Origin of the sequence: Luteococcus sp. H101, from assembly GCF_038433155.1 — a bacterium.
Taxonomy (GTDB): domain Bacteria; phylum Actinomycetota; class Actinomycetes; order Propionibacteriales; family Propionibacteriaceae; genus Luteococcus.
Genome location: NZ_JBCDMW010000011.1, coordinates 47,077 through 69,670, shown reverse-complemented (window position 1 = coordinate 69,670; position 22,594 = coordinate 47,077). Strand labels below are relative to the sequence as shown.

General features: G+C 67.0%; 25 protein-coding genes. 16 read left to right on the top strand and 9 right to left on the bottom strand.

Annotated elements, in window-relative coordinates; translation table 11 throughout:
• The first annotated feature begins 2 nt into the window (after positions 1-2).
• From AAEX60_RS03790 to AAEX60_RS03765, 6 genes are all read left to right on the top strand, one after another.
• Entirely contained in the window at positions 3-2,405 is a 2,403-nt protein-coding gene (locus AAEX60_RS03790) for a glycosyl hydrolase family 28-related protein (protein WP_342101333.1), read from the top strand.
• A 32-nt stretch (positions 2,406-2,437) separates the two neighbouring features.
• Complete coding sequence (locus AAEX60_RS03785; protein ID WP_342101332.1) at positions 2,438-2,896, top strand: hypothetical protein; 459 nt, start codon at positions 2,438-2,440, stop codon at positions 2,894-2,896.
• Positions 2,889-3,260 carry a hypothetical protein gene (locus AAEX60_RS03780; RefSeq protein WP_342101331.1) on the top strand — a complete coding sequence of 124 codons (372 nt, stop codon included), beginning with the start codon at positions 2,889-2,891 and terminating at the stop codon, positions 3,258-3,260. The genes AAEX60_RS03785 and AAEX60_RS03780 overlap by 8 nt, the downstream gene beginning before the upstream one ends.
• Positions 3,261-3,277: 17 nt before the next feature.
• Positions 3,278-3,757, top strand: a complete 480-nt coding sequence (locus tag AAEX60_RS03775; protein ID WP_342101330.1) for a hypothetical protein — start codon at positions 3,278-3,280, stop codon at positions 3,755-3,757.
• Positions 3,758-3,824: 67 nt separating this feature from the next.
• Complete coding sequence (locus AAEX60_RS03770) at positions 3,825-4,901, top strand: peptidoglycan-binding domain-containing protein (RefSeq protein WP_342101329.1); 1,077 nt, start codon at positions 3,825-3,827, stop codon at positions 4,899-4,901.
• Entirely contained in the window at positions 4,901-5,161 is a 261-nt protein-coding gene (locus AAEX60_RS03765; protein ID WP_342101328.1) for a hypothetical protein, read from the top strand. Before AAEX60_RS03770 ends, AAEX60_RS03765 begins: the two co-directional genes overlap by 1 nt.
• A 207-nt stretch (positions 5,162-5,368) precedes the next feature.
• On the opposite strand, the gene AAEX60_RS03760 is transcribed toward AAEX60_RS03765, so the two are convergent.
• Positions 5,369-6,487: a tyrosine-type recombinase/integrase gene (locus AAEX60_RS03760; protein ID WP_342101327.1), complete on the bottom strand. Its 1,119-nt coding sequence runs from the start codon at positions 6,485-6,487 to the stop codon at positions 5,369-5,371.
• Between the two features lie 170 nt (positions 6,488-6,657).
• Here AAEX60_RS03760 and AAEX60_RS03755 point away from each other — a divergent pair, with 170 nt between their 5' ends.
• From AAEX60_RS03755 to AAEX60_RS03745, 3 genes are all read left to right on the top strand, one after another.
• Entirely contained in the window at positions 6,658-8,091 is a 1,434-nt protein-coding gene (locus AAEX60_RS03755; protein WP_342101326.1) for a PrsW family intramembrane metalloprotease, read from the top strand.
• Between the two features lie 121 nt (positions 8,092-8,212).
• Positions 8,213-10,102 carry a dynamin family protein gene (locus AAEX60_RS03750; RefSeq protein WP_342101325.1) on the top strand — a complete coding sequence of 630 codons (1,890 nt, stop codon included), beginning with the start codon at positions 8,213-8,215 and terminating at the stop codon, positions 10,100-10,102.
• Positions 10,102-11,742, top strand: coding sequence for a YfjP family GTPase (locus AAEX60_RS03745; RefSeq protein ID WP_342101324.1), 1,641 nt, complete (start codon positions 10,102-10,104; stop codon positions 11,740-11,742). Before AAEX60_RS03750 ends, AAEX60_RS03745 begins: the two co-directional genes overlap by 1 nt.
• A 36-nt stretch (positions 11,743-11,778) precedes the next feature.
• Here the strand turns inward: AAEX60_RS03745 and AAEX60_RS03740 are convergent, their stop codons facing one another.
• Both AAEX60_RS03740 and AAEX60_RS03735 read right to left on the bottom strand, forming a co-directional pair.
• A complete protein-coding gene (locus AAEX60_RS03740; RefSeq protein ID WP_342101323.1) occupies positions 11,779-12,642 on the bottom strand; it encodes a putative RNA methyltransferase in 864 nt (287 codons plus the stop codon).
• 25 nt (positions 12,643-12,667) lie between these two features.
• Complete coding sequence (locus tag AAEX60_RS03735; RefSeq protein ID WP_342101322.1) at positions 12,668-13,054, bottom strand: M23 family metallopeptidase; 387 nt, start codon at positions 13,052-13,054, stop codon at positions 12,668-12,670.
• Between the two features lie 76 nt (positions 13,055-13,130).
• On the opposite strand from AAEX60_RS03735, the gene AAEX60_RS03730 reads away from it, so the two are divergent.
• From AAEX60_RS03730 to ettA, 3 genes are all read left to right on the top strand, one after another.
• The gene (locus AAEX60_RS03730) at positions 13,131-13,529 is read left to right on the top strand and encodes a hypothetical protein (protein WP_342101321.1); all 399 of its coding nucleotides are present in this window, start codon (positions 13,131-13,133) and stop codon (positions 13,527-13,529) included.
• A 243-nt stretch (positions 13,530-13,772) separates the two neighbouring features.
• A complete protein-coding gene (locus AAEX60_RS03725) occupies positions 13,773-14,309 on the top strand; it encodes a single-stranded DNA-binding protein (protein ID WP_342101320.1) in 537 nt (178 codons plus the stop codon).
• Positions 14,310-14,440: 131 nt separating this feature from the next.
• Positions 14,441-16,123, top strand: coding sequence for an energy-dependent translational throttle protein EttA (gene ettA, locus AAEX60_RS03720; protein WP_342101319.1), 1,683 nt, complete (start codon positions 14,441-14,443; stop codon positions 16,121-16,123).
• Positions 16,124-16,297: 174 nt separating this feature from the next.
• Here ettA and AAEX60_RS03715 read toward each other — a convergent pair whose 3' ends face one another.
• Positions 16,298-16,627 (bottom strand): VOC family protein, encoded by a 330-nt coding sequence (locus AAEX60_RS03715; protein WP_342101318.1) that lies wholly within the window; start codon positions 16,625-16,627, stop codon positions 16,298-16,300.
• A 222-nt stretch (positions 16,628-16,849) separates the two neighbouring features.
• Here AAEX60_RS03715 and AAEX60_RS03710 point away from each other — a divergent pair, with 222 nt between their 5' ends.
• The 3 genes from AAEX60_RS03710 (at position 16,850) to AAEX60_RS03700 (ending at position 18,053) form a co-directional block, all read left to right on the top strand.
• Positions 16,850-17,353, top strand: a complete 504-nt coding sequence (locus tag AAEX60_RS03710) for a GNAT family N-acetyltransferase (RefSeq protein ID WP_342101317.1) — start codon at positions 16,850-16,852, stop codon at positions 17,351-17,353.
• Between the two features lie 61 nt (positions 17,354-17,414).
• The gene (locus tag AAEX60_RS03705; RefSeq protein WP_342101316.1) at positions 17,415-17,666 is read left to right on the top strand and encodes a hypothetical protein; all 252 of its coding nucleotides are present in this window, start codon (positions 17,415-17,417) and stop codon (positions 17,664-17,666) included.
• Positions 17,667-17,726: 60 nt separating this feature from the next.
• Positions 17,727-18,053, top strand: a complete 327-nt coding sequence (locus tag AAEX60_RS03700; RefSeq protein ID WP_342101315.1) for a hypothetical protein — start codon at positions 17,727-17,729, stop codon at positions 18,051-18,053.
• Here the strand turns inward: AAEX60_RS03700 and AAEX60_RS03695 are convergent.
• Positions 18,025-19,293 carry an MFS transporter gene (locus tag AAEX60_RS03695; protein WP_342101314.1) on the bottom strand — a complete coding sequence of 423 codons (1,269 nt, stop codon included), beginning with the start codon at positions 19,291-19,293 and terminating at the stop codon, positions 18,025-18,027. The genes AAEX60_RS03700 and AAEX60_RS03695 overlap by 29 nt on opposite strands.
• Positions 19,294-19,354: 61 nt before the next feature.
• Between AAEX60_RS03695 and AAEX60_RS03690 the strand changes: the two genes are divergently transcribed.
• On the top strand, positions 19,355-19,993 hold the full coding sequence (locus tag AAEX60_RS03690; protein ID WP_342101313.1) for a TetR/AcrR family transcriptional regulator: 639 nt from the start codon (positions 19,355-19,357) through the stop codon (positions 19,991-19,993).
• 182 nt (positions 19,994-20,175) lie between these two features.
• Here AAEX60_RS03690 and AAEX60_RS03685 read toward each other — a convergent pair whose 3' ends face one another.
• The 4 genes from AAEX60_RS03685 to AAEX60_RS03670 all read right to left on the bottom strand — a co-directional run bounded on the left by AAEX60_RS03685 (position 20,176) and on the right by AAEX60_RS03670 (position 22,563).
• The gene (locus AAEX60_RS03685; RefSeq protein WP_342092278.1) at positions 20,176-21,186 is read right to left on the bottom strand and encodes an SRPBCC family protein; all 1,011 of its coding nucleotides are present in this window, start codon (positions 21,184-21,186) and stop codon (positions 20,176-20,178) included.
• The gene (locus tag AAEX60_RS03680; RefSeq protein ID WP_446721141.1) at positions 21,183-21,428 is read right to left on the bottom strand and encodes an RNA polymerase subunit sigma-70; all 246 of its coding nucleotides are present in this window, start codon (positions 21,426-21,428) and stop codon (positions 21,183-21,185) included. Before AAEX60_RS03680 ends, AAEX60_RS03685 begins: the two co-directional genes overlap by 4 nt.
• A gap of 508 nt (positions 21,429-21,936) precedes the next feature.
• The gene (locus AAEX60_RS03675) at positions 21,937-22,173 is read right to left on the bottom strand and encodes a hypothetical protein (RefSeq protein WP_342101312.1); all 237 of its coding nucleotides are present in this window, start codon (positions 22,171-22,173) and stop codon (positions 21,937-21,939) included.
• A 234-nt stretch (positions 22,174-22,407) separates the two neighbouring features.
• Positions 22,408-22,563, bottom strand: a complete 156-nt coding sequence (locus AAEX60_RS03670; RefSeq protein ID WP_342101311.1) for a hypothetical protein — start codon at positions 22,561-22,563, stop codon at positions 22,408-22,410.
• Between the last annotated feature and the right edge of the window lie 31 nt (positions 22,564-22,594).

Genomic DNA, 22,594 nt, shown 5'->3' with positions numbered 1-22,594 from the left:
GCATGGCCGTCTCCACCCTCATCCCCGCCGCCGACCTGGTGCCCTCCGTCCCCTCCCGCATCGTCACCATCGACGTCACGGAGATGACCGAGGGCGCGCCAGCTGACGGTCGGGTAACCCTCACCCTTCCGTGTGACCTGTACGTGCCCGGTGACCGCAAGATCATCCAGGCCGGATCCGAGACCCTCACCCTCGCTGACGGCAAGGGCGAGATTCGGCTTCCCTGCTGGGCGCCGGATGCGATCGCCAACGACGACTGGATGATCTACGTCCACAAGTCCTGGGCGCCCCGCGCCTACCCGATCCGCGTCCCCGCAGGCGATGGGCCGATCAGCCTCGCAGAGATCCCCGAGGTGCGCGCCCTGAAGAAGCCCAAGGACTGGAAGTACGCCCTGACCGGCATTGCCGTCACCGTCGTGGAGGGCGGCGCATGGGGGGCGACGGCCGGAGAGCCGAAGGGCGGCATCGCGCCCATTACTATCACCGTCCCGCCCGCCGCGACCCCGTGGAGCAAGGGTGAGATTGCCGTCCAGTCCAGCCTCGACACCCTCCCCGAGGGGCTGCATCGCGTCTCCACCGACGAGCGCGCCCAGACGCTGCGATCCGCTGGCGGCCCGCTGCCCTCACAGACCGCAGCAGAGGTCGAGGTGCTCGGCAATGGCAAGTCCCGCGTCCAGCGCTGGACCTCCATCAGCCCCGACCACCCCGGCGTGTGGCAGCGCATCATGTCCGATGGCGTGTGGCGAGACTGGCGCCGTATCGACGGCGACCAGACCGTGATGCCCATCACTATGGGCACTACAACCGTCGCCACAGACGGAGCCCCCGCCGTCACCATGCGTCAGGTCAACGGGGAGCGGGTGCTCGACTGGCGACTCGTCCGCGGCCCCGAAGGACCAGCCGGGGGGACCGCCGTCACCGATCCGCAGGTCGCTGGCATGATCAACTCACCAACCCCGACCGAGACACAGAAGGCCGCCGACGCCCGCTATCTGCGCCCCGCGGACGCCGACGCCAAGTTCGTCGCAGTCCAGACCGCCGCCAAGACCATCGCTGCGCAGCCCGGCTATAACCCCTTGCTGGGCGGATTCGTGGTGGAGGCCTACGGCGCTGACCCCACTGGCCAGCTCGACTCCACCCAAGCCATCCAGGCCGCAATGGATGCGGCCGGCCAGTGGCTCATGGCCGCAGTCAGCCCCGGCATCCCCGCCGCCAAGGTGTGGGCGACGGGCAGCTATCGCGTGGAGGGCACCCTGGAGCCACGCTCCCGGGTCACCCTGGCCGGGGCGTCGCCGGATAGTAGCCGTCTGATGGGCAAGGGCACGCGCCTGATGGCCACCCCCGTGGGCGGCACCGTCTCGGCGCAGAAGACCGTCACGGCATTCCGCGCCGAGAGCATCAGTTTCGAGTGTGAAACCGGCCCCGCGTGGGACATTCAGGGCGGATTCTATGATGGCCTTTCGCGGCCCAGTTTCGTCAATTGCCGCTTCTGGACCTCCACCGTAAATGCCCCTGTGTGGCGGCACCGCGGCACCGCGCAAATGATCTGGGGGAGCTTTGATCGGTGCTTCTTCGAGAATCGCGCATCGTCGCCCACCAATAGGGCAGCTCACCCGCTGATCGATGTGGTGGTGGATGCCGGCAACCTGTGGAATTCCAACACATACAAGGATTGCGTGGTGGAGGCCCGCTACAGCGCCAGGCCAGCCATCTACGTCGCCTGCACCAACGGCGGACTCTTGTGGCACAACGTCTTCGACCATGTAACCGGAGAGCACTGTGCCGGTGGCCTGATCCACCTGGCCGGGGCGGCTGACTTCGTGATCGAGTCCTGCCCCGAGTGGGATACTGACGCGGCACTGATGCCCACCTACACGGGCGACATCTTCAACTTCTCGGCCTACGGCGTGCAGCAGAACTTCTGCTGGGGTGAGATTCGCCGCAGCTACCGGATCGTCGCCGGGAATGCCGCCACTCTGGGGGCCTCCGTCTACGACATCAAGGCCCTGTCTGGTACTCCCACCTACACCGGCCGCAAGGGCGTGCGGATCGTGGACTGTGACCCTGCAGCCTCCATCCCGGCGAAGCTGCTCGTCAATGGGTCGGTGGAGGTTGTCGGCCGCACTCGCCCGCTGAAGATCGTCACGACAGGCCCCTACACCCTGTCCGACACCGACCCGGATCTGGTGATCATCAACTCTGCCGATCCGGTGACCGTCAACCTCCCGCCGTCCACCACGGCAATCTATGGGAGGACCTTCACAGTGAAAAATGCAGGAGCGGGGGCGGTGACGATTCCCCAGGGCGTAGATGGCTTGGGGGTGACTCTGACCAAGGGGCAGGTGATCACGGTAGTCACAGATGGCGCCGTGGGGCCGTCGCGGACGTGGTGGAGGATCGCATAATGCGGCATCTGATGCGGGCGTGGCTGTGGCTCATGGAGCCCCGCCGTGTCACGCTCCCCCGCCTGGGGCTGCGCTGCGAACTACTCACCCTCGCCGGCGGGGTGTGGATCCTGTTCGGCGCGGGCGTCCTGCTGGGTGTCTCCAATCCGCCGGACGGGCTGGTCTTCGCCAAGGTCCCCGCATGGATCAGGGGATTGGCGTGGATCCTGACTGGGGCATGGGGTTTCGTCTCCGGAGTGCTGTCTCGCGGCACCACCAGGGCGCTGGCGGCCCTCATGGCCATGCCGATGCTGCGATTCACCTCCTACTGGTGGGGGTCGCTGTTGGCCCTCGCCCCCGGCTATCAGGCGGGGGAGTACCCAGACGGCTGGTGGTATGGCGCGATCTACCTGTGGATGGTGATCGTGGTGCGCTGGGGATCCATGATCCCGCCCGGCATGATGCGCGACAGCAGGTGGGTGGACATGATCGGCAGGGCAGACGATGAGTGACCAGTGGATCATCTCCGCACTGTCCACCGTCATCGTGGGTCTGATGACCCTCATGGGGGTGCGCTACACCGCCAGGACTGGCGCGAAGACCACCAAGGAGTCCATCGGGCAGAAGGCGCTGCAGGACACCTTGGATCAGCTCCAGGAGGAGGTCGGAAACTACCGGATGGAGGTGGCGGCGTTGCGGGAGCACGTCGCAGCCCTCGACACAAAGCTGGACGTGACCACGAAGCTCGCGCGCAAGGCCGTCAACTTCATCGACCGGGTGGCGCTGGCCGTTTCCTATGGCAGGCCGCTGCCACGCCCGGACGGGGTGCTGGCTGAGGCGGTTGACATGTCCCTGTGGCCCACCGACAACCCCTAACCGAAGGAGCAAATCACATGGCAGACATCACCGTGACTTGGCGGCCAGACGGCACCGCCGCAACTTGGGCGCAGACCATGGACGCCGCCCAATCGCCAGCCGCAGCGGTCCACGTGACCGGCGATGGGATCGACATTTCGGCGCCCGTCACCTATGCGGTCAACGGCACGATCACGGCCGGTGTTGACGACTGCTGGGTCAACATCTTCGAGCACGCCGCAGTCGCGGAGGTGACTGTAGCCGCCACGGTCGTCCTGTGGGGAGACATCCCCGACATGCCGGAGACCGCCGTCATGACGTGGACGAAGAACGGTGGCCCGGTGGTCGCCTACTACGACACCGTGCTGGGCGCGTGGCAGATGCCGACCGAGCCGTACTCCACCTACGGCTGGGAGACGCTCAAAGCGTTTCTCGACAGCTTCCCGCCCGATGCCGGGACGTGGCGGGCAATTGACACCGCCACCGGCAAGCAGATCGCCGGCGTCCCCTTCTCCTGACCCACAGCCACCGAGGCTCGCACCCACTCCCGGGTGCGGGCCTCACTCATGCCCCAAGGAGGCAATCGTGACCATGACCACCGACGAAATGGTCCTCGCGCCCGTCGAGGACACCCTGACCGACGACGACATGCTGGAGCTCGGAGCCTTGCAGGCGCAGGCGATGGCCGACCTCGACACCGATATGGCCACCGACCCCGACGGCGGAAAGCTGGACTCCGACCGTGAGTTTGGAGGCGACGAGTTGACCCTCTCCGGCGTGGCCAGCCTCATGGCTGTCCCCGCGCTGGCTGGCCTCGACATGAAGGCCCTCCGCGCATCCGTCGCCGCCCGCGCCCGCTCGCAGGTCGGCACCAAGGAGAGCCCGCCCTACAGCAACATCATCTGGGCGTGGGAAGACTGCAAGCCCGCCTGGCAGCGTCAGCCCTGGTGCGCCTCCGCCATCACCTCCTGGTGGGGTCGCGCCGGCGTTGATCTGCGCAGGGTCATGGACAACCCGTACTACTGCCCCTATCTGGAGCGGGAGGCCAAGCGCGTCGGCGCGTGGCGCGCCAACGGCTCCGGCTACACGCCCAAGCTCGGTGACTTGATCCTGTTCGGCCGGAGTTTGGCCACCCACGTCGGCATCAGCTACCCCGGCGAGGGCAACTGGAGCGGGTACCGCACGATTGAGGGCAACACCTCGGCCAGCAACGCCGGCAGTCAGACGAACGGCGATGGATGCTACATCCGCTACCGCTCGGGGTCGTTCATCCGCGGCTGGGTCGACATGGACGTGGCTGTGGCCGCATGGGTCCGTGAGGGCAAGATCAAGGTCGGCGCGCCGAATCTCGTCAAGGCCACCACCGTCGCCGCGCCCGTTGACGCGGTGAGCCTCAAGGCGATCCTCGACAGCATCGCCACCGGCAAGCCCTCGACCGACGTCCGCAAGGTCCAGGACACCCTCAACCGGTCCGGAAATACCCGGGCTGCGGGCTACGATCCGATCCCACTCGACGGCATCTGGACTAAGCGCACCCGGTACGCCTACGCCAACTACCAGAGGCTCAAGGGCTACAAGGGCGCGGATGCTGACGGGATCCCGGGCGCGACCACGCTGGCCAGCCTCGGCAACTGGCGCAGCAGCTTTAAGGCGGTGCAGTGATGGCCGACCTGAACCGCCCGGCGACCTACGCCAAGGCCATCCTCGGTGGTCTGCTGGCTGCCGCCACCTGCGCCATCCCGCTGGTGGACGACGGCCTCACCCCCTCGGAGGCGCTGTCCATCCTGGTGGCCGCCCTGACCGTCCTCGCCGGCGTGTGGGCGATCCCCAACGCCAAGACGAGCTCGCAGCTCGACTATGAGGACGAGCTGCGACAGCAGGAGCCGCCCGTCTCGCCAGAGCGGGCGCTGCCCGAATCCTGACCGAAGCACGAAGCGCCCCACCCCTTCATGGGGGTGGGGCGCTTCTTTGCGTTCAAGGAGGGGGGCTCGCTGCGAGGCGACCGGTCGAGGCCTTTCGCCGTAATCAAACATCGCCCGACAATCGCCCGACCAAGCCAACTTGAACAGCGTTCAAATCCGCGTCCACAAGCCATGCAACAGCTCAGCGTAGCTAGTCTTCCAAACTAGCTACGCGGGTTCCGCCGGGCTCAATCTGTCCATCGCATCCGACAATCCATCCATCGAGTCCTCCATCAGATGACCATAAAGGTCCAACGTTAAGGTCGCGGACTTGTGCCCGAGCTGCCGCTGCAGCACCTTGACGTCGGCGCCGGCCTGGATTAACAGAGACGCGGCCGTGTGCCGCAGATCGTGGATATGCACGTCCAGCCCCAACCCGCCAACCTTCTGCGGCCCAGTCTTCCCCTTGGGCTTCGGCGGTGCTGGTTTCGCGTTGACGTGCTTGCGCCAGTGCCGGTAGACGGCCGAATGTCGCAGGGTTCCGCCACGGGTTGCGGGCACGAGTGGATCGGTCGGCATCCGCCCCTTCGCCTTCTCTGCCAGCTCGTCCAGCAGCGTCTTGGGCGCGGTGATCGTGCGCCGTGGGCCAGTCTTCGTGCCCTCAACTGTGTCCAGCACTCCACCCACCTCCGTGACGTGCCGTCTGATGTGGATCCGCCGCCGCTTCACATCGAGGTCACGGACCTGCAGCCCGGCCAGCTCACCCCACCGCATCCCGGTCAGCCCCAGGGTGCGGATGGCGAGGCTGTAGGGGTTCATGGCGTCGGCCACCTGGTCGAGTTGTTCGCGGGTGAGGATGATCTGCTCTCGGCCCTCCGGCATGGTGACAGAGATGTCGTCGCACGGGTTCCGGTCGATCACGTTGTCGCGGATGGCGATGGCGCACAGGGAGCTGAGCATGTCGAGGGATCTGGATGCGACGCCGGGGGACTGGTCGATCTCCAATTGGGTGGCCCATTCCGCGACGACGCTGTGTCGTAGGTCCGTGAGCCGCACCGCACCCCACTCAGGTTCGACGTGCAGCGCCCACGTGGAGTCCAGATTGGCCTGATGGCCGGGGGAGCGGGTGTTGCGGATCGCCCGCCACGTCTTCCATTGGTCTTCGACGGTGCGGTTCTGGTCGCGGAGCTTGGTCTTGCCAGCCAGTTGCTCCATGAAGCCGGTGGCTTCGGTCTTGTAGGCGAAGGCTTGTTTGCGCTGGCGGCAGTCGCCGTCGCGCCACCGGACGAGCCAGCGTTTCTGATTTGGAGACCAGCCGGCCTCCTTGCTGCGGTCGTACAATTGCATGTGCTGATCCCCTTCACGGATCGGTGTGGGCACACTCCCGTGCCCACCATGTGCCCACAGCCAGTATCGCACCTTGTCACCGACAATTGACAGCATTCTTCTAATCTGTCGGTCGCAGGTTCGATTCCTGCCTGGGGCGCCACGCCCGTTCCCGACGACAGGACCAGCGGATGGACACGCAGACCCGGACCGGCACGGCATGGACCCTGGGCGGCAGCCTGGACGCCGCCAGCGCCGTGAAGCCCGAGCGTCGCGCCCGCTCCCTGTCCGGACTGCCGCCCAAGCCCCGGCCCGGCCGGCACTGGGCCATCCGGATCCTGACCAGCCCGTGGACCTGGCTGAGCGCGGTGCTCTTCCCGCTCTACGCACTGGTGCTGTGGCTGGTCTGGCGGCAGCTGTCCGCGGACAAGGTGCTGCCCGAGGGCACCATCCCCGGGTTGGACTGGCAGACCGTGCAGCAGTGCGCCCGCTACGCTGCGCCCACCGCCCTGGTCTGGTCCCTGGGCTTCATCCTGTTCGACCGGTTGCGGCCGATGAAGCCACTGCTGTGGCTGCTGGCCTTCGGCTGGGGCTCGTGCATGAGCATCTGGCTGAGCCTGAACATCAACTCGTGGGCCGCGGAGATGCTGAATGTCTCCGCCAGCGCCGGTGACCCGGCGGCTCAGGCGCGTCCGGCGGTCTTCGTCGCCCCCTTCGTGGAGGAGGCCTCCAAGGCCACCATCCTGTTCCTGCTGGCCATCCTGATCCGCTACCGGATCGTGTCGGTGCTGCAGAGCGTCGGGCTGGCGGGGTTGTCGGCCATCGGCTTCGCCTTCACCGAGAACATCGTCTACTACGCCCGCGCGATGGTCTACGGCTCGGTCACCATCGGGGCCGGTGACGTCGAGGAGGCCGTCAAGCAGCTGGTCTTCCTGCGCGGGGTGATCACCAGCTACGGCCACCCGATGTTCACCATGTTCACCGGGATCGGCCTCCTGGTGGGCCTGCGCACGCGCAGCAAGCTGGTCCGGGTGCTGGCCCCGCTGACCGGATTCTGCCTGGCCGCGCTGGGCCACATGGCCTTCAACGGGATGGCGACGGTGGGGCAGCAGAGCCCCACCTGGCTGGTCATCCAGTTCGGCATCATCCTGTTCCTGATGCTGAGCTTTCTGGTCCGCCACCAGTTCAAGGAGCTCAAGCGGATCCGCAGCCGGTTGACCGACTACGTCCAGATCGGCTGGTTGCCGGCGCGTGACGTGCACAACTTCGGCACCGCACGGGCCCGCAGCCGGCTGATCCTGGTTGCCCTGACCCGAGGCTGGCGCACCCTGCGGGACACCGTCGCGATCATCCGGGCCGCGACGGAACTGGCCTACCTGCGCGACGCCATGGTGCGCGGGCTGATCGACGTCGCCGGGCACGAGCGTGAGAAGGAACTGCTGGCCGAGCTGAAGGGGCTGCGCGCCACCGCCCTGCACGAGACCCAGGGTCTGAAGATCCGGATCAACTGGGCCCGGTTGGCCTTCTGGAAGCATCTGCGGGGCGGCGCCCGCCAGCCTCAGCTGGCACCTGCCCGGGTGATCCACCAGCCGGCGCAGCAGAACTGGCGTCCACCGGGCGCTTGAGGGCCGGGCGCTTGAGGTTTGCCAAACCCTCAACCTTCGACGCGCCAAATGCGGCGGTTCGTGCCACAGTGGTGGAGGAATTCCGCGGGTGCTGGCCGCCCGCGCCGTCGAAAGGAAACGTGTGAGCAGCACACGGCTGACGCAGGCACTGACCGAACTGCGCGAATCGCTGGCACCCGTCCGGCTTCCCCTGCCCCTGCCGCAGGCGATGGAGCAGACCCGCAATGCCCGCGAGATGCAGCATCAGCTCGACGACTACATCCTGCCGCGGCTGGCCACCATCGACGCGCCGCTGCTGGCCGTGGTGGGCGGGTCCACCGGTGCCGGGAAGTCCACCCTGGTCAACTCCCTGGTGGGGCGCGTGGTCAGCACGCCCGGCGTGATCCGGCCTACCACCAAGTCCCCGGTGCTGATCTGCCACCCCGACGACGTGAAGTGGTTCAACACGGACCGGATCCTGCCCGGCCTGGTGCGTTCCCGCTCCAGCTCGCATGACTCCAACACCTTGCAGATCGTGGAGGAGCCCACCATTCCCCGCGGGCTGGCAATCCTGGACGCCCCCGACGTGGACTCGGTGGTGGAACAGAACCGCAAACTGGCCGCGCAGTTGCTGCAGGCGGCTGACCTGTGGGTCTTCGTCACCTCCGCCGCCCGTTATGCCGATGCCGTCCCGTGGGACTTCCTCAAGGCCGCCGTCGACCGCTCCGCCGCCGTCGCCGTGGTGCTGGACCGGGTGCCCCCGGCCGCCATGAACCAGGTGCCTCCGCATCTGGGCCAGCTGATGACCGAACGCGGCCTGGCCGATTCGCCGCTGTTTGCCGTGCCGGAGACCGAGACCGACGCCGAGGGTCTGCTGCCCGACGCCGCGGTCTCCCCGATCCGCACCTGGCTGGCCACCCTGGCCGCCGATGCCGCCAGCCGGCAGCGCGTCGTGCTGCAGACCCTGGACGGGGCGGTGGGGGCGCTGGTCACCAAGGCGCCGCCCGTGGCCGATGCCGTCGAGGCCCAGGCCGACGCCCTGGAGAGCCTGCGCAGCGACGCCGCCAAGAGCTACCAGGAGGCCGTCCGCCAGGTCTCCGTCCAGTCCGCCGACGGCACCCTGATGCGCGGCGAGGTGCTGGCCCGCTGGCAGGAATTCGTCGGGACCGGCGAGTTCATGAAGGTGGTGGAGCAGAAGATCGGCTGGCTGCGTGACCGGGTCTTCGCCTCCGTGAAGGGCACCCCGCCGGAGGCCGACGGGGTGAAGGTGGCCGTCGAGTCCGGGTTGGAGGCGCTGGTGCGGGAGCAGGGCGAGGCCGCCGCCGAGCGCGCCGAGGCCGCCTGGCAGGCCACCCCCTTCGGCCGCGACGTGCTGCGCAACTGGCGCGGGGAGGACCTGTCCCGCGCCTCCTCCGGTTTCCAGGACGAGGTGGCGCGAGCCATCCGGGACTGGCAGGGCGATGTGATGGAGATCGTCTCCAGCGAAGGCATGGGCAAGCGCACCCAGGCGCGCTACCTGGCGCTGGGCGTCAATGGCGTTTCCGCCGCGCTGATGGTGGTGGTCTTTGCCCACACCGGTGGCCTGACCGGTGCCGAGGTAGGCATCGCCGGCGGCTCCGTCGTGCTGGCCCAACGGCTGCTGGAGGCCGTCTTCGGCGACGACGCGGTGCGCCGGCTGGCCGCCAAGGCCAAGTCGGACCTGGACGCGCGGGTGGAGGCCGTGATGGCCACCGAACTGCAGCGCTACGACGAAGCCCTGGCTGCTCTGGGTGGTGACCGGGACCAGGCCGAGCGGATCCGCCAGGCCGCGGAGGAGGTCAACTTTGCCCGGCACGAGGGCTATGACGACGACGCGCTGACCGTCGGCCGGGCCGACGTCCCCGCGCTGGACGCCCCGCAGGCCCAGCAGCAGGCCCTGGAGGCGCCGCAGCCCGAGCGCCAGACCGTCCAGCTGAACACCGTCGCCGATCATCGCGACGCCGAGCTGGTGGAGGCCGAACTGGTGGACGAGAACATCGAGGAGAAGCGCTGATGGCCCGCACCCGCACCAACCCGGACCGGCGCGGCGTCGCCGACAAGGTCAAGGCGCTGTCCGAGACCATCGAGCTGGCCGACGGCCGCACCGAGGCCACGCTGGTGGCCGAGGCGCGCAATGTCGTCGGTCACACCGACAAGCGGCTGGCCTTCAGTGGGGACATCACCGTCGTCGCGCTGGCCGGGGCCACCGGTTCCGGCAAGTCCTCCACCTTCAACGCGCTGTCCGGCACCCAGCTGGCCGTGCCCGGGGTGACCCGTCCCACCACCAGCAAGGCAATGGCCGCCTACTGGGGCAGCGAGGTGCCCAATGACCTGCTGGACTGGTTGGAGGTGCCCACCCGGCACGTCGTGACCGGTGGGGACCCGGCGTTGCAGGGGCTGGTGCTGCTGGACCTGCCCGACCACGACTCCACCGAACGGGCCCACCGCGACGAGGTGGACCGGTTGGTGCAGCTGGTGGACATGTTCATCTGGGTGGTGGATCCGCAGAAGTATGCCGACGCCGCCCTGCACGACCGCTACCTCAAGCCCCTCGCACAGCACGCCGAGGTGATGATGGTGGTGCTCAACCAGGCCGACCGCCTGCCGGAGGGGCAGCTGGAACCCACCATGCGGGACCTCCGCGCCCTGCTTGACTCCGAGGGGCTGGGCAAGGCGCAGGTGTGCGCGATCAGCGCGATGACCGGGATGGGCGTGGACCAGCTGCGCGCCCAGCTGGCCACCGCCATCCAGAACAAGCAGATGGCCGCCAAGCGGCTGGAGGCCGACGTCACCCAGGTGGCCCGCAAGCTGTCCACCGAGATCGGCCATGCCGAACCCGACGAGGTCAGCAAGGTCCGCGAGGCACAACTGAACAAGGCCCTGGGCGAGGCTGCGGGCGTCGGCGTGGTGAGCGAGGCGGTGCTCAAGGCCACCCGTCGGCGCGGCACCCTGGCCACCGGGTGGCCCGCGATCACCTGGATCAAGCGGTTCAAGCCGGATCCGTTGAAGCGGCTCCATCTGGACGCGGTCAAGATCGGCAAGAAGACCGAGCTGGAGCCGGCCCGGGTGCAGCGCACCGGGATCAACAAGAATGGACTCAGCTTCAACGGGGTGCAGCAGGCGCGGGTGGATTCCGCGGTGCGGGCCGTGGCCGACGAGGCGTCGGTGGGCCTGCCGCGCGGTTGGCAGGATGCCGTGCGCAAGGCGTCCAAGCGGGACGACTCGCTGCTGGCCGACGAGTTGGACCGGGCGATCGCCACCACCGATCTGGCGATGGACCGAGGGACTGGCTGGTGGAAGATCTTCCAGGTGCTGCAGTGGCTGCTGATCGCCTGCGTCGTGGTGGGCCTGGGTTGGCTGGCGGCGCGGATGGCGTTGATCTACTTCGGCGTCATGGACCTGTCCCTGGGCCCGACCTGGCACCGGCTGCCGATCCCCACCTGGCTGGTGGCCGGCGGTGTGGTTGCCGGACTCCTGTTGGCACTGGTCAGCCGGGTCTTCGTAGAGCTCGCCGCCAAGCGCAAGGCAGCCCGTGCCACGCACGTGCTGGAGAAGGCGATCGGGCAGGTCTCGCGTCAACGGATCATCGACCCGATCAATGCGGAGCTGCGTCGTTACGAGCAGGCCCGGGACTCCGTGGCCCGGGCACTGTAGCGAGCGAGGTCTCCGAGCCTGATCGGTGTTCGGGTCTCAGGCGGGGACGGCGAAGACCGTCGCGACGAAGTGCACGTTGATCGTCAGTTCGGTCAGTTCCGCGAAGCGTTCCTGACCGTCCAGCGGGGTGTTCCAGCGGTAAGGGGTCATGCCCCAGACCTCGTGCAGCTCCTGGGCGCTGGCCAGGTGGATGGTGTCGGTGAACCGGCGCTGTTCCAGTACCGCAAGGGATTCGGTCAGGGCAACCTGCTCGTCATGCGGGCGGTAGTGCGGGTAGAGCACCTGGCGCAGTTCGGCCAGGTGGGAGTCGCCGGGGGAGACCACGACGATCCGCCCACCGGGACGCGCCACACGGTTGAACTCGGCCTCGTGCAGCGGCGCCATGATGCTGGTCAGCACGTCGACGCTCTGGTCCAGCACCGGCATCTCGATCACCGACGCGACGCAGGTCAGCGCCTGCGGCGTCCGGCGGGCGGTCACTTTCATGGCCGGGCGGGAGATGTCGAAGGCCATCCGGGTGGGGGCGGGGGAGTCATCGGCCGGCAGTGCCGCCAGCATGGCCGCGGTGAACGTCCCCTCACCGCAGCCGACGTCCAGCAGGCTCGAGATCCGAGCGTCCGCGTCCAGATCGCGCACCAGCTCGGTCAACCCGTGGGACAGGGCCCGGTAGTGCCCACGGTCCAGGAAGCGCCGACGGCTGGCCACCATGTCCGCGTCGTCACCGATCACCGCCTTGCGGGCCTTGCCCGGGCGGAGCAAGTTGACGAAGCCCTCCCGTGCCTTGTCGAACCGATGTCCGTTGTCACACCACAGTTCCCGTTCCGCGACGCCCAGCGGGGAGCGGCAGACGGGGCAGGCGGCTATCCCAGCGGCGGGCACGGGGGGAAGGCAAGTGCTCACCCCCAGAGCCTAGACCAACACCCCGTCAGAGCCGCCGAGCCTGCAGGTACGTCCACGGGTTGACGGCGCTGCGATAGTTCTCGCCGGCGGGACGCACCTCGAAGTGCAGGTGCGGGCCGTCCATGTCCTCCACCCCGCTCATGCCGGAGCGCCCCAGCAGATCCCCGGGTGCAACCCGCTGCCCGTCCTGCACCGCCACCGAGGACAGGTGTCCCAGCACGATGTCATGCCCGCCGGAGCGCAACAGCAGGGCATTCCTGCCGTAGACCGAGCCCAGCGATGCGGGGCGCACCCGGACCGTGCCGGACAGTGCGCTGCGGACGGGGGTGTCCACGGGGAGATCGATGTCGATGCCGTGATGGCTCCCGGTGGTCTCGTACCACGGGGCTTCGCTGTGGCCGAAGGACAACATCACGGGATGCGGGCCGTCGAACCACGGGCTGGTGAAACAACCGTGCTCCTGGGGACGCGTCAGATAGAACCGGCGGTTGCCCTTCCAGTACTCGCTGGAGGCGCTGCACTTCGACGGGTCAAGGACGGCGCCGTACTCGGTCCGGGTGACGCCCCCCGTCGGGGACGATGTGGGGGAGGCCGTGGTCACGGCAGAGCTCGACGGGGAGGCCGTGGCCGTCGGGGGTGCCGGTGTGGCCGTGGTCACGGCGGAGCTCGACGGGGAGGCCGTGGCCGTCGGGGGTGCCGGTGTGGCCGTGGTCACGGCGGAGCTCGACGGGGAGGCCGTGGCCGTCGGGGGTGCCGGTGTGATTGTGGGGGTGCCGGGGGTTGGGGACGTTCCGCACCCGGAGGCAGCAGCGGTCAGCGCCGCGGTGGCGAGCGTCGTGATCAGCGCAGTCAGGGAACGGCGTGGCATCGAGTGTGCGGACACCTGACCAGTGTGACATTCCCTGCCCCCATGGGCGAGGGTCACGCCGGGCCGAACCGCCCCCACGGGCCCACTGGTATTACGAGCAGACCGGCACTTGTCCACAGTTCTTGGTTGCCGAGGACTTGTCCACAGGCGTCGTCTGGCGTGACGCGAAAACGTTCGGCTTGCACATACTCCTTGGTGAGCGCCGCGGTGGCGCCGATCACGACTCAGCAGACAGAGCGGTACTCGGGAGAAGGGGAATACCATGCAAGACGCCTTGATCACCCTCACGGGAAATGTGGGGACCGACGTCGAGTTCACGCAGGGAGAGGGGTGGCAGTTGGCCCGGTTCCGGCTCGCCTGCACCCCCCGACGGCTGCGCGAGGGGGCGTGGGTGGACACCGAAACCACGTGGATCGGCATCACGGCGTGGGGCCGGACGGCGGAGAACATGAAGACGTCCCTGAGCAAGGGGGACCCGGTGTTGGTCACCGGCAAGCTGCGCACCAATGCGTGGATCGACAAGGAGGGGATCCGGCACGAGCGGCTGGTGGTGGAGGCCACGGCGCTGGGCCACGACCTGACCCGGGGGCGCAGCGAGTTCACCCGCAACCAGAAGCGGATCATCGTCGACGAGCAGGGCAACCGGATCGACACCTTCACCGGGATGGTGCTGCCGCCCGAGCAGGCGGTCGCGACGCAGGAGCCGCCGGTTGAGGAGGGTGACTGCCCGCCCGACGACGCCACACCGGAGGACCTGCCCCCGGAACCCAGCCGGGAGGAACATCTCACGCACGCCTGATCCACTCGGCCGGGGCCGGACGCGATCACTGTCACCGTGATGTCGGCGAAGGCTGGCATACTGGGACCCGTTTGCGGCCCCAGCCGGGGCGGCTTCCCACATCCATCGACGCGAAGGACATCACGCCTGCTATGGCCGAGTTCATCTACACCATGCACAACGTGCGCAAGACCATCGGCGACAAGCTGATCCTGGACAACGTCACCCTCTCCTTCTTCCCCGGCGCCAAGATCGGCGTCGTCGGCCCCAACGGCGCCGGCAAGTCCACCATGCTGAAGCTGATGGCTGGTATGGACAAGGCCAACAACGGCGACGCCCAGCTGATGAAGGGCGCCACCGTCGGGATCCTGCTGCAGGAGCCCCCGCTCACCGAAGACAAGACCGTCCTGGAAAACGTGGAGGAGGCCGTCGGCGAGATCAAGACCAAGCTGGACCGGTTCAACGCCATCGGGATGGAGATGGCCGAGCCTGACGCCGACTTCGATGCCCTGATGGCCGAGATGGGCGAGCTGCAGACCGACCTGGACAATGCCAATGCGTGGGACATCGACGCGCAGCTGGCCCAGGCGATGGAGGCGCTGCAGTGCCCGCCCGGTGACACCCCGGTGAACGTCCTGTCCGGTGGTGAGCGGCGCCGCGTGGCACTGTGCAAGTTGCTGCTGGAGCAGCCCGACCTGTTGCTGCTCGACGAGCCCACCAACCATCTGGACGCCGAGAGCGTGAACTGGTTGGAGGGCCACCTCAAGAGCTACCCCGGCGCCGTCCTGGCCGTCACCCACGACCGCTACTTCCTGGACAACGTCGCCGAGTGGATCTGCGAGGTGGACCGCGGCCGGCTGCACCCCTACGAGGGCAACTACTCCACCTACCTGGAGACCAAGCGTCAGCGCCTGCAGATCGAGGGTCAGAAGGACGCCAAGCGCGCCAAGATCCTGGAGAAGGAGTTGGAGTGGGTTCGTTCCAGCCCCAAGGCCCGCCAGGCCAAGAGCAAGGCCCGTCTGGCCCGCTACGAGGAGATGGCGGCCGAGGCGGAGCGCAATCGTAAGATCGACACCTCCGAGATCAACATCCCGGCCGGCCCCCGCCTGGGCAGCACCGTGATCGAGGCGGACAAGCTCAAGAAGGGCTTCGGGGACCGGGTGCTGATCAACGACCTGTCCTTCAGTCTGCCCCGCAACGGCATCGTGGGCATCATCGGCCCCAACGGCGTCGGCAAGACCACCCTGTTCAAGACCATCGTCGGCTTCGAGCAGCCCGACGCCGGTACCGTCAAGGTGGGGGAGACGGTCAAGTTCAGCTACGTCGACCAGAACCGTTCCGGCATCGACCCGAACAAGAATGTCTGGGAGGTCGTCTCCGACGGCCTGGACTTCCTCAAGGTCGGCAACTTCGAGATGAACTCGCGCGCCTACGTGGCGAGCTTCGGTTTCAAGGGCCCGGACCAGCAGAAGCTGGCCGGCGTGCTGTCGGGTGGTGAGCGCAACCGCCTCAACCTGGCGCTGACCCTCAAGCAGGGCGGCAACGTGTTGCTGCTCGACGAGCCCACCAACGACCTGGACGTTGAGACCCTGTCCAGTCTGGAGGATGCCCTGCTGGAATTCCCCGGCTGCGCCGTCGTGATCTCCCATGACCGTTGGTTCCTGGACCGGATCGCCACCCACATCCTGGCCTGGGAGGGTGACGACGAGGACGAGACCAAGTGGTTCTGGTTCGAGGGCAACTTCGCCGACTACGAGAAGAACAAGATCGAGCGGCTGGGCGTCGAGGCCGCCCGACCGCACGCCAGCAAGCACCGTCGCCTGACCCGCGACTGATCACACGGCTGAGCCCACAGCCGCTGGCTGAGGCCACGACGGCCGGGTCTTCCGGGGTCCCTTTGGGGCCTCGACAGGCTCGGCCGTCGCGTGTGTTCCCGAGCCATGCAAGGCGATCACGGGCACACTCTGTCAGAGTGGTTTGCCTCTGCTGCACGGCGCCGACGCCCACATTCACTGTGTGCCGCGGTTGACCACACAGAACAGCGCCCCCGCCGGGTCAGCGAGAACAACGAAGTCGGCATCCGGAGGGTAGTCCCACTCCACCTTCGACGCACCCAACGCAAGCAACCGCTCAACCTCAGCCCGCTGTTCCTCCGGGCTGTCCGTCCATAGATCCAGGTGCGTGCTGTCGGTCAAATCCAGATGCAGTTCCGGTGCCCCCTTCTGGCGAGGGACCAGGAAGTCCGGGCTTCGTCCCCGGTCTTGGCATAGTGCGTGCCTCCAGAACGTTCCGGCTGTCTCCGGATCTGTGTGCAGGACGATGGCGCCGATGCTGAGCATGGCCTCACCCTACGGACCGTCGCTCCCTGGCGGCGAGGAGCTCACGAAGGCGCCCATTAAGTCTGCGAAAACGGAGCTGGCTCGGCTCGAGTCGGGCCAGGCCCCGACATCCTCCATGCCCCCCGATGGCGTGCGTGACAGCACTATTTTGCCGAGAGGCGGACGTTGCAGCTTGACGAGATTTGCGTTGCTGCGACCCCGGTGAGCCGCGAAACTCGTCGCATGTCGAACACCGCAGACCGCAACGGCTGGCACCAGTCCCTGACCTTCACCCCAATGACCCTCGAGGTGGCCCAGGTCATCGCTGACGACTGGAAGTACCCGGCGCCCTATGACTTCTACGACGCTACGGCCGACATGGAGGACTACAAGGAGTTCATCACACCCACCCAATGGCCCGACCGGTTCTGGCAGGTCCGCCACGGCGAAGACCTCGTGGGCTTCTTCACGGCAGACTCAGGCGACGACGATCGCTGCGAGATCAGTCTCGGCCTCCGCCCCGATCTGACCGGAGGCGGCCACGGCCTCAGCTTCCTGCACGCTGCTTTGGCCCTCTTGGAGACCGAAGGGCTCACTCAGCGACCGGTCATGCTCAGCGTGGCCGCGTTCAATCAGCGAGCCATCAAGGTCTACGAAGCAGCCGGCTTCACCATGGTCCGGACGTACGCGCAGCCCACGAACGGCAGCACCTACGACTTCATCGAGATGGAGCTGCGCAAGCACTGATCAACACTCGCTCTTGCCGCGCTGAGCCTCGGTGCGAACAGACATGTGCTTGGCTGGGAGGGTGACCGTTCATCGTCGTGAAGTGCATGTCGAGACCGGTGTTGGCATGGCCCACGACTCCGGCTGCGCCGTCTGGTGCTTCGACCCGGACCTGTGGGGAACCTGCACCCAGGGCTTGACGGTCGACGTGGCCCTGGAGAACTTCACGCGAAGCTATGGCCCGGTAAAGATCTTCGAGACGATGAGCGGAGACGAGCAGGCTTTCACCCGCGATCGCCGTCCCGCCACCGATCAAGAACTCGCGCTCACGTAGCAGATCCTGACTCGACAGCGAGCCAGGGCAATTCGGCTGCTCGCTACAACGTCGAAGACGATGCTCGACGAGCAGGACCCCGGGCGGGATCTGCCCGAGTGGGCGACGTGGCGCTCGATTCGCGACATGTTCTGGCACATCTGCGATACCGAGTCGCGCTACTACCTGCCCAGGTGCGGGCTGCCGGCCCGCGAACGGGCCGTCAGTCTGGAGCAAGAACTCGAGGAGTCCGGCCGCCACATGCCCGACGTGCTGGAAGTCATGGCCCGTGACATCGACGTGCGGTGTCACGACGAGGAATGGACCAGCACCAAGCTCCTGCGTCGGCTTGCCTGGCACGAAGCCGGAGAACTCGATGTCATCGAAGGGATGTTGGCGAGCCGGTAGCACGGTCATGCCTCGAGGGTTCCTCGGAAGCTCTGCCGGGTACACCGATGGTGCGGATGTGCGGGTTTGCGATGGCGATCACCGCGGTGAGACCGATGGCGCCGAGGAATGGGCTGATTGCCAAGGTCCATGCGCGGTTGGCGAGTGTTCCCGCGAGCAGTGTCGCCGCGGGCGCGAGTGCGAGGGTGAGGAACCCGCTGGCTCCCGCGACGCGTCCTTGGAGTTCGGGCGGCGTGATGGTGAGCTGATAGGCCTGCACGCCGGCCATGCCGGGTGGCAGTGTCAGGCATGCCAGGCACAACAGGCCGATGATCGCGTGGGGCTGCGGCCACGCCGCCATGGCAGCGGCGCAGGCGCAGTTGGTCAGGATTCCGCCGATCAACAGGGTCGAGGTTCGGACTCGGCGCAGCAACCACGGTCCAGCCAGGGCGCCGGCGAGACCGGCGAGACCGTAAGCGGTCTGCATCCCGCCGAGGAGGGCATCGGACTGGCCCCGGGTCTTGAACGTGAGCGTGATCAGCGCCAACAGGCCGCCGAAGCCGAACGACGCGGTCGCGGTCATCCCCACCACGACCCGGATCGGCGGTGTGATGACGATGAACCGCAGCCCGTCACGCAGGTCACGGCCTGGATGATGCGGCGCCCCGCCGTCGGCCGGGGCTGGTAGGGGTGTTCGGATCCGTCCCACCACCAGGGCGGAAACCAGGTTGAGCAGCGCATCACCGAGCAGCGGGAGGGCATGCCCCAACGTGTAGAGCGCGCCAGCAAGACTGGGACCAACCAGGTTCGCGACCGCCGAGCGCGCCTGGTTCAGCGACGCCGCGGGCGCCAGATCCTCGCTGCGCACCAAGGTCGACAGACTCGCCTGCTCGGCCGGTCCGAAGAAGGCCCCCAACACCGCGACAAGGAACGACGCGACCACCAGATGCAGCGGATGGAGCACCCCGACCGCGACGGCCGCCGGCACGGACACGAGAACAGCCGCCAGCAGCAGCGAGGAGCGAACCATGGTGCGACGCCTGTCCCACCGGTCAGCCAGCACGCCCGCCGGGAGGCTCATCACGAGGCTGCCGACCGTGCTGGCGGCCATCACCACAGCACCCCACTGGCTGCTGCCGGTCAGATCGACGGTGTAGAGCATCAGGGCCAACGCGGTCATGGCCCCACCAGTGATCTGACATGTCCGACCCCACAACAAGAGGGTGAAGTCCCGGTTGTGGCTCAGGGTCGACGCCTCCATGACCATCCTTCTTACGATGTATGAATACGTTATTCTTACACAATAAGTTCAAGGAGGCGTGATGGGGCGTGGACGCGGAACACCGGCAGGGCTGAACGCAGAAGTCCTCCGACAGGCGGTGCTCGAGGTAGCCGACACCGACGGCCTGGACGCGGTGAGCGTCCGCAACGTCGCGCGCCATCTCGGAGTGGAGGCCATGAGCATCTACCACTGGTACCCGAACAAGGACGCACTGCTCGCCGCCGCCTGGGACGAGATCGTCTGCCAGCTCGACCCCGATGCCCTGTCCACACAAGCGTCTTGGCAGGACTATGCGAGCGCCTTCGCCGACCAGCTCCACGGCCAGTTGCTGCAACATCCCAACGCGCTGCCGATCATGCTCGGTCGGCACGTCAGCACGCCGGAGTCCATGACCGTCATCGACCGCGTCGTCGCCAGCCTCCACCAGCGGGGCCTGTCGTACGCGTCAGCGGTGGACGTCGTGAACACGCTCAGCATGTTCACCATGGCCCACGCCCTCAATGAGTACGCCCTGCCCCGTCGACAGACCCCCGCGCCCGACCCTGAAGCTCATCCGGCACTGTGCGCGGCCTTAGCCGAAGGCATACCCTCCGGTCCCGCAGTCGACCTCGACCACTTCCGCCATGGAGTGGCTGCATTGATCAACGCCGCCTGCTGTGAAGCGCTACTTTGCCGCTAGTCGAGGCGTCGGCAAGGTTGCTCTAGGGCCTCGAGGGATCCCAACCCGTAGGTTCTCTCGAGGTTTCTACTTTGAACGGCGTCCCCGCCGGGGGCCGTTGTTCAAAGCACGGAGCGGGCCGGTGTGCGATCTTCGCTGCATCTCGACATGTGGGTTCCGGCGAAGCCGATGCAGCGAGGTGGTCAGCTTTGTGCTCCGCGGAAGACCCTGCTGATGCCAGTGGCGACCTGGTTGGTCTGAAGCCACACGATGTACCGATGGAAGGGGATAGTGACGGCCGCACGCAGCCCCAGTCGCGGTGCCCGCGCCGCCTGGAGGTTCTGCCAGGAGAAGGCCACCTTTGCCTGGGTGCCGCCCTCAGCAGGGGCAAGTTCGATGCGGATGATGCGCGTGTTCGACCCCGGGGCGTCAGGCAGAGCGAAGCGCCACTCGACCGTGGTCGGGGGTACGAGCTCGTGCAGCTCGACGTGCAACCTCCGGAGCTCCGGCTTCACCTTGAGTGGCGTACCATCGGCGCGTTGCATCACGGCGGCGGCCACCCACGACGCACCGGTGCGCACCTCGGAGCCTGCAGCGTCCTCGACCTGGCCGATCCACGGCTCCCATTCTGGTAGCCGCTTCGGGTCGGCAACCAACGCCCACACATCACCGATCGACGCAGGAACGAACACCTCCTGCGTACGAGACAGGCTCCCTAACCTTGGAGCGCATGCGGGTGCCTTCTCTTCCGAGCGCTCAGCCTCATCCAATCGGGCAAGCACCTCCCGGGAGGAGGTACCCAGACGGTGGAGTAGCTCGTCAATGAATCCGGAGGGTTCACCCACCAACTGACGAAGGACGTCGGCGGCGTCACCCTTCCCACGCTCACGAGCGAGGGTGAGGACCGCCCAAGCCCGCTCGCTCCAGTCGTAGCCGCCGGTCTGGTGGAAGACGATGGGTCCGGGCTCGGGAGACTCGACAGTGACGCCGAGTGAGGCGATGTTGTGCTCGTGCAAGGCTTCGACGGCGTCACGCGCCGTATCCAAGGTGATGCCCAGGTCACGGAGCACCTTCCCCGCGACCTGTTCGCTTACCGTCAGGGCCGTGAAGAGGTGGTCGATGTCCGCCTCGCGTTGCCCGTAGCGGGAAGCCTCCTCCATGGCGACGACCGAGAGGTTCTGGACCGTGGCCAGGGCGTCGGTGTACTTGCTCATTTGTTCCTCCTGGGAACCGGAATGGTCGGGTCGATCTTCTTCGAGTACTTCTTGTGCACCGCTTGGCGGCTCACCCCGAGGGCGTCTGCGATGTCCTGCCACGACATGCCGGCGCGCAAACCTGCCTCGACCTGAGCCAACTCCAATTGGTCGGAAAGCCGTCGGAGTGATGCCACGGCGCGTAGTCCTGTGCGTGGATCGCTGGTGTCGGCAGCAACTCCGGCGAGCTGTGATGACTTCATGATGTCAACTTACATTGCTAAGGGGCTGCAGGCAGCCAAAGTTGCCAAAACCGGGCTCTTCTCGTGCAGCTCTGATGCGGTGAAGTGCGACTCCGAGTGTGGGCGTGCCGGTATCCGTTGGTGGTCTAAGGCTCAGTGGAGGGCGACAATCGAGTCATGGTGTCTTGGAGCTCGGAATTGGCTGACTGTTCGAAGCGTCTCGCTGCAGCCTGTGGGGAGCAGGGGCTGTCCTGCCGCTCGGCCCGTCACGTCAAGGGCCTGTGGGTTGCTGAGGGGGTTGACGTTTTCGATGACTGGACCGAGGTCTTCGAGGTTCAGCGCAAGCGTCGTCCATGGGCCCAACGATGGACTCAGGTTCAGACAGTGGAGCAAGGGTCTGCCGTGAGCTTGGTTGACAACTGACTTGTGGCATTACGCCCTGACGTTTGGGGCAGCCCGGCAATCGCCGCTGCGATGACCACGGAACGGCACCCCGGAACAGGCGCTACCGACTCAGTGACCTCTGGAGCTAGTTCTCGTTCATGCGAAATTCGACGCTGCGCAGTGCCCGCTTGAAGTGGGATTCGGCTGCGAGGATCTCCAGGGCCGACGTGGCCGGCCCAAAGACCCGCAGCAGGCTGAACTGGTACCGCTGCGGATGCTGCTTGTCGAGCTTGGCCAACTCCTGCATCGCGACATTGCCGCCATGCCCGTCCGCCGCGTAGGCCACCCACCGCACCGTCCGCACCGTCAGCCTTGCCGACATACTGCCTCCCGTCCCGGGTTTCGGTGATCAGGTAGATGGCCTCCACCGACGACAACGCGACCCGCCAGTCCGCATAGCGGGGCTCCACGACGATCTGCTGCAGACCACCTCGAACTGAGCGGCCAACGACCCAGACTTCGCCCAGTTCACCGCATCCTTCGACCACTCGATCACCAACTGGCCCTGCAAGGCCGACACAAGATCACTGGGGACTAGGTCGAAGACCCGCTGGTTCTATTCCGCATCGATGCTGAGCAGGCCGCGGTTCTCGTACACGTACGCCAGACGGCACTGGCGCCCGCCCTCGGCCATGAAAATGAACCACCACCGCGGCGGCACCGTCGGGATCTTGCTGTGCTTGACCTCCTGCACCTTGGTGAAGTCCAACACCACTTGCCGCGTGGCCAGCGCCGGGGAGACC